Raw genomic sequence first — 9,569 nt, 5'->3', positions numbered from 1 at the left:
CAGCTCCGACAGGAGGCCGTCCACGCCATCCCGGTCGGTGGTGTGGTCGTCCGCGAAACGACGGTCACCCGTCGCATCCGGCACGTACTTCACACAGACGACGATCCTCAAGCTCATCAGCGGTTCTCCTGTCACGGGTGCACGGATGCACGGATCCATGGCCTCAGGTCATGCCGAGGGTACTGAGTGCCAAGGCCGGCCCGGCCGCGACCCGCGCGTCGCAAGTGCTACCTGGACCGGCATACCGTGTCGGCTCTCTTCGACTGGCGTCAGAGGCTCCACCGAGAGAATACGGCACTCAGTACCCCTCGTAAAGGAACTCAGTACCCTTCCCGGTGCCCGGGGGCTCGCGGGCCCTCCTCTCCCGGCGGCGGCCCGCCCAGGGCGACGGCGGCCTCGCCCGTGTAGACGCGGAAGGCGAGGGACTCCTGGAGGTAGAGCCGGATCGTGTCGGCGTCGTGGGAGAGGTAGCCGACGGAGACGTCCTGGCCGAGGAAGAGCTCGAAGTCGCCGCCGCGGGTGGAGAGGAGGAAGGCGCCTTCCAGGGCGGGGGCCCAGATGATGTCGCCGTCGAGGAGGCGGGCCAGGTGGTTGTGGACGGGGTGGCCGTGGTCGCTGGTCTCGTTGACGGCGGTGAAGGCGGCCGCGCCGAGCAGCAGGGAGTACGGCCCGCCGACGCCGGCCAGCCGCAGGGCCGTGAGGGCCCGGCTGACTGCCTCGGGGTACTCGCGGACGTCTTCGGGGAGCCGGACCGGGGGGTTGCTGGAGGCGGCCCGGATGCCGTCGATGGCGGCGGCGCGGTAGCCCTCGAAGACGGCCCGGTCCTCGGCGAGGGCGAGGGTGCGGGCGGCGTCCTTGACGGGTTGCCAGTCGGAGTCGCGGGAGCCGCGCTCGACGTCGTCCACGGCCTCCCGGCGGACGGTGAAGGGCACCCGCAGCTCGACCACCGGCTGGGCGGCCCGGGCGTGCGCCCGGACGCCGTCGGCCGGCGGTTCGATGCCGGTCAGATGGCCGGTGCCGACGGCCGCGAGCGTGCTGCCCCCGGAGCCGTTCAGGTCGACCACCCGGCGGCCGGCGATGTGCAGCTTGAAGGTCTGGCGGGCCTCCTCCTCGATCTCCTCCCACGCGGCGGCGGAGACGGGGGCGAGGTCCCGGTGGAGGTTGTTCATGTGCGGGGTCCTGTTCGGGAGGTCTGCTTGAGGCTGCCGATGCCCAGTGAGCCGTCGCCCGGGGCCGACGGGCCGGACGCGGCGGACGCGGCGGTACCGGGCTCGGCGGTACCGGGCTCGGCGGTGCCCGGCGCCAGTGGCGGGGAGTCGAGGAAGTCGGCGGTCGGGACGAAGAACAGCGAGCCGGTGGCGGCGGTGGAGAAGTCGAGCAGCCGGTCCGTGGTGCCGGGCGGGTTGCCGACGAACATGTTGCGCAGCATCTCCTCGGTCACCCCGGGGTCGCGCGCGTAGCCGATGAAGTAGGTGCCGAAGGTGCCGCCCCTCCCGCCCGTCCCGGCCGAACCGGAGGGGCCGAAGGAGCCGAAGGAGCCGAACGGCATGTTGAAGCGGACGATCTTCCGCTCCTCGCCGTCCGGGCCGGTGATCACGGTGAGCGCCACGTGCGAGTCGGCGGGTTTGGCCTCGTCGGCCAGCTCGATGTCGGTGAGCTTGGTGCGGCCGACCGCCCCCTCCTGCTCCTCGACGCTGAGCGCGTTCCACTTGTCCAGGTCGTGCAGGTACTTCTGGACGATGACGTAGCTGGCGCCGGCGAAGGCCGGGTCCTCCGCGCCGACCAGCGCGGCCCTCACGGCGGCCCGGCCCTCCGGGTTCTCGGTGCCGTCCACGAAGCCGAGCAGGTCCCGGTCGTCGAAGTACTTGAAGCCCTGGACGGAGTCGACCACCGCGGCCGCCCCGGCGAGGCGGCCGGTGAGCTGCCCGGCCAGCTCGAAGCAGAGGTCCATCCGCTCGGCCCGCAGGTGCAGCAGCAGGTCGCCGGGGGTGGCCGGGGCCAGGTGCCGAGCGCCGGCCACCTCCCGGAAGGGGTGCAGGGCGGCCGGCCGGGGGCCGTCGAAGAGGCGGTCCCAGAGCTCGGAGCCGATGCCGGTGACGCAGGTGAGGCCGCCCTCGGGGGCCCGGAAGCCGACCGAGCGGCGCAGCCCGGCGAGGTCGGGCAGCAGGGCGCGGACGGTGTCCTCGCCGCCGGGTTCGACGGTGAGCACCAGGAAGACGGCCGCGCCGGTGAGCGGGGAGAGGACGGCCTGTGGCTCGGGCCGGGGCTGCGGTTCGGGCTGCACGGTCTCGGACCTCCTCGGTTTCGGGCCGGCTCGGTTTCGGGGCATCTCAGGACAGCAGGGTTATCTCGTGACACCCTGGCCATCTCGGAACATCCGGCCCAGTACACCGCACAGCAGACGAATCGGCACGGTCGGCACGCACCCGTACGGCCCCGTCGGACGGTGCTCCGACAGGGCCGTACGGGTGAGCGGTCGCGCCCTTCCGAGGGGGCGTCAGGCGCGGCGCCGCCCCGCACCGGTGGCCGTCACCACCGCGCCCAGCACCGCCGAGGCGACCGGCACCACCAGGGCGGCCCGGAACCCCTCCAGCACGCTCGCCCCCGAGCCGAGCGCGGCCAGGTTCACCGTGGTCACCACCGAGAGGCCGAGCGCCGCGCCGAACTGGAAGGAGGTGTTGAGCAGCCCGCCGGCCAGCCCCTGCTCCTCCTCCGCGACGCCCTCGGTGGCCGCGATGGTCAACGGCCCGTACGCGAGTGCGAAGGCGAGCCCGGTCAGCAGCATGGTCGGGAACATCATCGGGTACGTCCAGTCGGCGCCGACCGGCAGGAACAGCCCGTACGAGAGCGCGGCCAGCAAGAAGCCGCCGAGGATCACCCGGGCGTTGCCGAAGCGCTCCACCAGCTTCGGGGTGAGGGTCGGTGCCAGCACGGAGTCCACCCCGATCGCGAGCAGGGCGAGGCCGGTCTGCAGCGGGGACCAGCCGCGCAGGTCCTGCAGGTAGAGGGTGGCGACGAACTGGAAGCCGAAGAACGAGCCCGCGAACAGCACCGCGCCGAGGTTGGCCCGCAGCAGCGGCCCGGAGCGCAGGATGCCGGGGCGCACCAGCGGCGAGGGCGAGCGCCGCTCGATCACCGCGAACGCCGCCAGCAGCGCCAGCCCGCCGGCCAGCACGGCGGCGGTGGTGCCGGATCCCGCGCCCGGCTCGCCGATCCGGACCACTCCGTACACCAGCAGCAGCATCGCCCCGGTCGCGGTGACCGCCCCGGCCAGGTCGAAGCGCCCGCCGCCCGCCCGGTCCGGCGCGGCCTCGCGCGGGATCAGCGGGACGGCCGCCGCCAGCAGGGCGCCCGCCAGCAGCACCGGGGCGAAGAACACCCACCGCCAGCTGACCGCCGTCAGCAGGCCGCCGACCACCAGGCCCAGCGAGAAGCCGGCCGCGGCCAGTCGCTGGTCAACTGGACGGAGACGCACCAGCCCGAGATCGCGGCCGCGCGGACGGCGTACGACGCGCGGGAGGGTGCGTCCTGAGACACCGCGAGGGGCGGGCGCGCCGGCTCGCGCACCCGCCCCTTCCGCCCCCTGATCCGCCGCTGACGGTTCAGGCCCGCAGCGCCGCCAGTTGCTCGGCGAACGGCACCACCTGCTCGGGCAGCGCCGGGGCCGCCGGGCCGCGTCCGGACAGCAGCGCCGCCAACTCGCCCGCCGCGCGGTCGATCCGGCGCGGCAGCCCGTCGGTGAGCTCGCTCCCGGCCGCGCCCCAGTCCTCGGTGGCCGCGTAGACGGCGGTCGGCAGCACCACCGCGCGCAGGTAGCCGAACAGCGGACGCACGGCGTGCTCCAGGGCGAGCGAGTGCCGGGGCGTGCCGCCGGTGGCGGCGATCAGCACCGGCTTGCCGGTGAGCGCGTCGTGGTCGATCACGTCGAAGAAGGACTTGAACAGGCCGCTGTAGGAGGCGGTGAAGATCGGCGTGACCGCGATCAGCCCGTCCGCCTCCGTCACCGCCTCGACCGCCTCACGCAGCGCGGCGCCGGCGAAGCCGGTGACGAAGTTGTTGGCGATCTCCGTTGCCAGGTCGCGGAGTTCGACCACCTTGACGTCCACCTGGCGCCCTGCTCCGGCGAGTTGACGGACCGTCGATTCGGTGAGCCGGTCCGCCAGCAGGCGGGTCGAGGAGGGCTTGCTGAGCCCGGCGGTCACCACCACCAGCTTGAACGCGGTCACTTGGCCACCTCCACCGTCTCGTTCTCCCGGGCCGCGACCAGCGCGGCGTGGGTCGGCCCGTCCGGCACCTCGGCCGGGCGGCCCTTGGCGAACTCCTCCCGCAGCACCGGCACGACCTCCTCGCCGAGCAGGTCCAGCTGCTCCAGCACCGTCTTCAGCGGCAGGCCGGCGTGGTCCATCAGGAACAGCTGACGCTGGTAGTCGCCGAAGGTCTCACGGAAGGTCAGCGTCTTCTCGATGACCTCCTGCGGGCTGCCGACGGTCAGCGGGGTCTGCTCGGTGAACTCCTCCAGCGAGGGCCCGTGCCCGTACACCGGCGCGTTGTCGAAGTACGGGCGGAACTCGCGCACCGCGTCCTGGGAGTTCCTGCGCATGAACACCTGCCCGCCGAGGCCGACGATCGCCTGCTCGGGGGTGCCGTGGCCGTAGTGGGCGTAGCGCTCGCGGTAGAGCTCGATCAGCTTCCGGAAGTGCTCCTTGGGCCAGAAGATGTTGTTCGCGAAGAAGCCGTCGCCGTAGTAGGCGGCCTGTTCGGCAATCTCGGGGCTGCGGATCGAGCCGTGCCAGACGAACGGCGGGACGTCGTCGAGCGGGCGCGGGGTGGAGGTGAAGCCCTGCAGCGGGGTGCGGAAGCGGCCCTGCCAGTCCACCACCTCATCGCGCCACAGCTGGTGCAGCAGCGCGTAGTTCTCGATCGCGAGCGGGATGCCCTGGCGGATGTCCTTGCCGAACCACGGGTAGACCGGGCCGGTGTTGCCGCGGCCCATCATGAGGTCCACCCGGCCGTCGGCGAGGTGCTGCAGCATCGCGTAGTCCTCGGCGATCTTCACCGGGTCGTTGGTGGTGATCAGGGTGGTCGAGGTGGAGAGGATGATGCGGTCGGTCTGCGCGGCGAGGTAGCCGAGCATGGTCGTCGGCGAGGACGGGACGAACGGCGGGTTGTGGTGCTCGCCGGTCGCGAAGACGTCCAGGCCGACCTCCTCGGCCTTGCGCGCGATCGCCACCATGGCCTTGATCCGCTCATGCTCGCTCGGAGTCCGGCCGGTGGTGGGGTCGGCGGTCACGTCACCGACGGTGAAGATTCCGAACTGCATGCTGCTCACCAATCCCAGGTAGTCAAACTTTCAACCACCTTAGCAGTCGGGTGGGGACGCTTATTCCCGCCGACAATGGAAGGCGGGACACCGGCAACCAGATGGAGCCCCGGAAGGGCGGCGGACGATGGCGCCGTACATCGCGGTCAGCGCGCTGAGCCACGAGGGCCTGGTGCGGGAGCACAACGAGGACAGCCTCACGGTCGGACCGTGGACCCTGTGCGCCACGGTGACCACCAACCCGCAGACCCTGATCTTCCCGCTCGGCCCGCCCTGCGTGGTCGCGGTGGCCGACGGCCTGGGCGGCCACCCCGGCGGCGAGGTGGCCAGCGCCCTGGTGGCCCGCCGGCTCGCCACCGACGGCGGCGGGCTGGCCGACGAGGAGGCCGTCCGGGAGGAGCTGCAGGAGTGCAACCGGGCCGTCTACGCGGCCGCCGCCGAGGAGCCGGAGCTCGCCGCGATGGGCACCACCGTGGCCGGCCTGGTCCTGCTGCCCGAGCAGGCGCTTGCCTTCAACGTCGGCGACAGCCGGGTCTACCGGATCACCGGGGACGGGCTGAGCCGGGTGAGCGTGGACGACAGCCCGCCGCTGCCGCCCGGACAGCGCACCACCTCGATGGTCACCCAGACCCTGGGCGGCTCGCTCGGGCTCACCTACGTCGAACCGCACGTCCGGGCCGCCCCGCTGGCCGCCGGCGACCGGTACCTGGTGTGCAGCGACGGCCTGACCGACCCGGTGCCCGAGGAGGAGCTGGCCGAGCTGCTGGCCCGGCCGTACGAAGGGGGCGAACGCTCCGACGGCAAGGCCGCGTTCGAGCTGTGGAAGGCGGCCATCGAGGCGGGCGGGCCGGACAACATCACGCTGGCGCTGGTGCGGGTCGGGGCGTAGTCGGCGCGTGGTCGGGGCCTGGGAGGGGCGCAGTCGGGGCGTAGTCGGAGCGCAGGGGTGCCTGGGGAACGGCCTCGCCCCGGCGGGGCGCCGAAGCGCTCCGCCGGGGCGGTCACCTGTCCGTTCGCCGTGCTCGGCTCACATCGCGCTCGTGACGGTCACCCCGCTGAAGCCCTGCTGGGCGTAGAGGCTGAAGTACACGTAGCCCGCCGGCGGGTTGGTGACGGTCAGCGTCTCGGAGTTGTCCGGGCCGGTCGACCGCGCGGTGTACGCACCGGTGTACGCCCAGCTGCTCGCGTTGTAGTAGAGGTCGCCGTTGCCGGTGCCGCCGCTGGTGGTGATCTTCACCTGCTTGGTGCCGGCCGGCACCAGGAGGTAGAAGTGCGCGTAGTTGCCCGTGGTGGCCGCGACGTTGCTGCGGGCGCAGCCGGCGTCCAGCTGCCGGGTGTCGGCGGCGGTGCACTCCGGCACCTGCGGGACGGTCGGGGTCGTGGCGCAGGCGCCGTTCGCGCAGGTGGTCAGCCAGCTGTCGAAGCCGGCGTCGTACCGGGTGCCGATGGTGGTCTTCACCAGGGTGCGGGCGCCGGCCCAGTCCCCCACGCGGTACTTGGCGAGGACCGCGTCCATGTCGGGGCGGTGCTGCTCCAGCATGTAGCGGACGGCGAGGTAGCCCCAGCGGTAGACGCGGTCCTGGTCACCGTAGACGGTGTCGAAGAGGTCGCTCAGCTTGTAGGTGTGCCGGGCGGCCGCCGCGATGGCGCCGTCGTTGGTGACCTTGCGGTACGAGTAGGAGACGTACTCGGCGAAGCCCTCGACCCACCAGACGGTCGGGGTGGTCATGCCGGCGTTGAAGTCGCCGTACATGTCGAACCGGCCGTCGAGGTAGTGGGTGTACTCGTGGTTGAGGTTCCAGATCTCGAACGACGGGCGGGCCCACTCGGCCTCGTAGCAGAGGAAGCGCGGCTGGTTGCCCGCCGCGGCCGGGTTGCCCTCCAGGTACATGCCGCCGTTGTTGGTGTCGATGCCGTAGATCGCGGCGGCCAGCACCTGGTAGTCGAGCGAGGAGTGGAAGACCACGACCTCGATCGTGTCGTTCCGGTCGTCCTTGACCGGGCCGTTGTCCTTGACCACCGAGTGGAAGAAGGCGTCCTGGCCGGTCAGGCTGGTGCAGGCGGTGCCCAGTTGGGTGCTGTCCAGCGCCTGGGCGATCAGCTTGATGCTCGGGCTGCAGGTGTAGTTCACCGTCAGCACACCGGACTTGAGCTGGTCGGAGGCGTTGCAGGTGCCGTAGTACGAGCAGTTGCCGGCGTCGTAGTAGCCGACTGCCTCGGCGACCGCGGCCCACTGGTGGACGGTGCGGCCGCTCGGCGCGGACTGTGCGGCCAGCGCCTTGGCGAGCGGACGGACCTTGGCCTGGAGCGCCGTGTCCTTCAGGAAGCGGCCCAGCTCCTTGGTCGCGTTGTAGGGCAGCACGTCGAAGCCGCCGCCGAGCAGGTCGTTGGTGCGCCCGGCGAAGGCCGACAGGGCGTCCAGCACGCTCGGGTCGGCCTCGACGGCGGCGTCGAAGCCGTCCACCTGGTGGCCGCGGAACAGCACGGTGAACACCGGGTTGACCGACCAGGCCATGCCGGCCGGGTTCCAGGTGGCGCTGTCGTAGTCGGTCAGCAGCCGCTTGACCACCGGGAGGTAGCGGACGTTCTCCTGCGCGCTGTCGATCAGGGTGACGGACTCGCCCAGGATGGGCGCGTTGCCCGCGGCGACGTCGCGGGAGTGCGCGCTGCCGAAGAACGCGTCCAGCCCGGAGCGGATCGCGGTCTGCAGGGCGGTGCCGTACGTGCCGACGTCGTCCTTGTGGTACCACTGCACGAAGTAGCCCGCGCGCAGGTAGAGCACCAACTGCTCGACCGAGGTGGTGTTGTCGCCCGGGTAGCTGCCCGCCGCGTCGCGCAGCGCGTACGCCACGGTGGCCATCTGCTCCTCGCGGAACGCGCCGCGCGCGTCGCCGCCGGTGAGCTGGAAGAGGCTGTTGATGCACTGGACGTCGGCGGCCTTGATGTGCTGGACCAGGTCGCTGCCGGTCCGGCCGGTGAAGTCACTGATGGTGCAGGCCTGTTGGGCCGCAGCGGAGAGGCCGTTGGGCTGCGCGGTCGGCCGGGCTTCGGCCGGCCGGGTGTCCAGCGGGAGCGGGGCGCGCTGGTCGGCGGAGGCGAACTGCCGCTCACCGTCGCCGCGTTGGGGGGTGCCGGTGGCCGGCTGGGGGGCCGGTCCGGCGGGGGTGGTGGGGGCGGGCGTGCCGCCGCCGGGGGTGGCGACGGGAGCGGCCTGGCTCTGCGGGGCGAACAGGCCGACCGCCAGGAAGAGCGACAGGACGAGCGTCAACAATCGTGCCAGCTGCGGGAGTCGCAGCAGACGTGCGGGACTCACGTGAGGGCCTCCGGGCCGTCGTCGGCCGCGATTGGGGCGCGGCCGGTGGGGGATCGAGGACCGTTGGCGACGGCGCCGCGTGGGGGCGGTTCCGTCGGGGACACGGCGGGGGATGTGACATGTACCATGGCACACATCACATGTCTTGGGAACCCTCGCCGCCGTGTGCGATGTGCGCGGAAAGCGCGCAGAGGCCGTGGTGACGGTTCGTCACCACGGCCTCCGGGCCGGTGAGTTGGTGCGCTTCGGGGCCACTGTCTGGCTACTGCCGGGCCGCCGCCGGGCCGGTGAGCCGCCGGGCCGCGAACGGCCCGGCGGGACGCGCTACTTGCGCAGCAGCAGGATCACGCCGGCCGTCACCAGGCCGACCACGACGGCGGCCACGCCGTACGCCAGGCGGTGCGCCCGCACCACCGGCAGGAAACGGTCCACGGCGTAGCGGCCCGGGCCGGTCAGCGCGAGCGCGGCGGCGCCGGCGGTCAGCAGCAGCTCGTACTCGCTGCCCTTCGGGGCGAAGAAGCCGCCGCCCCAGGTGACGGCGATCGCGTTGACCATCGTGCCGACGATCGCGGCGCCCGCCAGCGGGGTCAACAGGCCGACGGCGAGGGCGAGTCCGCCCAGCGTCTCGGTGAGGCCCGCCACCACGGCCATGGTGTTGCCGGCCGGGTAGCCGCTCATGGTGAAGAACTGGCCGGTGCCGTCGATCCCACCGCCGCCGAACCAGCCGAACAGCTTCTGGCTGCCGTGCGCGGCCATCGTCAGGCCGAGGACCAGGCGCAGGAGCAGCAGTCCGGCGTCATAGGCGTGCGGGGAGGTCGTCGCGGGGCCGGAGGTCTCCCGGGCCGGGCGGAGGGTGGGACTGGTGGCGGCGGTCGTGCTCGGGCTGCTGCTCGGCATGCGCGTCTCCATCGATCGAGGGTCGGTCGTCGCCGGCGG

7 protein-coding genes and 2 pseudogenes are annotated in these 9,569 nt (G+C 72.6%); 1 reads left to right on the top strand and 8 read right to left on the bottom strand.

Annotated features, from left to right (window positions below; all coding sequences use genetic code 11):
* The 6 genes and pseudogenes from OP86_RS35505 to OP86_RS02400 form a co-directional block, all read right to left on the bottom strand.
* Positions 1-117 (bottom strand): annotated as a pseudogene (locus OP86_RS35505) (electron transfer flavoprotein subunit beta); the annotation flags it as partial.
* A gap of 203 nt (positions 118-320) precedes the next feature.
* The gene (locus OP86_RS02420) at positions 321-1,169 is read right to left on the bottom strand and encodes a family 1 encapsulin nanocompartment shell protein (protein WP_051829575.1); all 849 of its coding nucleotides are present in this window, start codon (positions 1,167-1,169) and stop codon (positions 321-323) included.
* The gene (locus tag OP86_RS02415; RefSeq protein WP_030059418.1) at positions 1,166-2,284 is read right to left on the bottom strand and encodes a Dyp-type peroxidase; all 1,119 of its coding nucleotides are present in this window, start codon (positions 2,282-2,284) and stop codon (positions 1,166-1,168) included. Before OP86_RS02415 ends, OP86_RS02420 begins: the two co-directional genes overlap by 4 nt.
* 213 nt (positions 2,285-2,497) lie before the next feature.
* Positions 2,498-3,445, bottom strand: a pseudogene (locus tag OP86_RS02410) (MFS transporter); the annotation flags it as partial.
* A gap of 157 nt (positions 3,446-3,602) precedes the next feature.
* Positions 3,603-4,226, bottom strand: coding sequence for an FMN reductase (locus tag OP86_RS02405; protein ID WP_030059416.1), 624 nt, complete (start codon positions 4,224-4,226; stop codon positions 3,603-3,605).
* Positions 4,223-5,320 carry an LLM class flavin-dependent oxidoreductase gene (locus OP86_RS02400; RefSeq protein WP_030255610.1) on the bottom strand — a complete coding sequence of 366 codons (1,098 nt, stop codon included), beginning with the start codon at positions 5,318-5,320 and terminating at the stop codon, positions 4,223-4,225. The genes OP86_RS02405 and OP86_RS02400 overlap by 4 nt, the downstream gene beginning before the upstream one ends.
* A 127-nt stretch (positions 5,321-5,447) precedes the next feature.
* Between OP86_RS02400 and OP86_RS02395 the strand changes: the two genes are divergently transcribed.
* The gene (locus tag OP86_RS02395; RefSeq protein WP_030059413.1) at positions 5,448-6,209 is read left to right on the top strand and encodes a PP2C family protein-serine/threonine phosphatase; all 762 of its coding nucleotides are present in this window, start codon (positions 5,448-5,450) and stop codon (positions 6,207-6,209) included.
* 138 nt (positions 6,210-6,347) lie between these two features.
* Here OP86_RS02395 and OP86_RS02390 read toward each other — a convergent pair whose 3' ends face one another.
* Together OP86_RS02390 and OP86_RS02385 are read right to left on the bottom strand one after the other, a co-directional pair.
* Complete coding sequence (locus OP86_RS02390) at positions 6,348-8,633, bottom strand: M9 family metallopeptidase (protein ID WP_234434782.1); 2,286 nt, start codon at positions 8,631-8,633, stop codon at positions 6,348-6,350.
* A 324-nt stretch (positions 8,634-8,957) separates the two neighbouring features.
* Positions 8,958-9,530 carry a DoxX family protein gene (locus tag OP86_RS02385; RefSeq protein ID WP_030059411.1) on the bottom strand — a complete coding sequence of 191 codons (573 nt, stop codon included), beginning with the start codon at positions 9,528-9,530 and terminating at the stop codon, positions 8,958-8,960.
* Between the last annotated feature and the right edge of the window lie 39 nt (positions 9,531-9,569).

Origin of the sequence: Streptomyces novaecaesareae (genome assembly GCF_000716875.1) — a bacterium.
Taxonomy (GTDB): domain Bacteria; phylum Actinomycetota; class Actinomycetes; order Streptomycetales; family Streptomycetaceae; genus Kitasatospora; species Kitasatospora novaecaesareae.
Note: the sequence above shows the minus strand (reverse complement) of the source record. Positions and strands in the feature narration are given on the sequence as shown.

What these genes read in the sequence shown, in the direction of transcription:
- OP86_RS02395 (WP_030059413.1), top strand. Translation starts at nt 5,448, where the DNA reads ATGGCGCCGTACATCGCGGTCAGCGCGCTGAGCCACGAGGGCCTGGTG.
- OP86_RS02400 (WP_030255610.1), bottom strand. Translation starts at nt 5,320, where the DNA reads ATGCAGTTCGGAATCTTCACCGTCGGTGACGTGACCGCCGACCCCACC.
- OP86_RS02385 (WP_030059411.1), bottom strand. Translation starts at nt 9,530, where the DNA reads ATGCCGAGCAGCAGCCCGAGCACGACCGCCGCCACCAGTCCCACCCTC.
- OP86_RS02420 (WP_051829575.1), bottom strand. Translation starts at nt 1,169, where the DNA reads ATGAACAACCTCCACCGGGACCTCGCCCCCGTCTCCGCCGCCGCGTGG.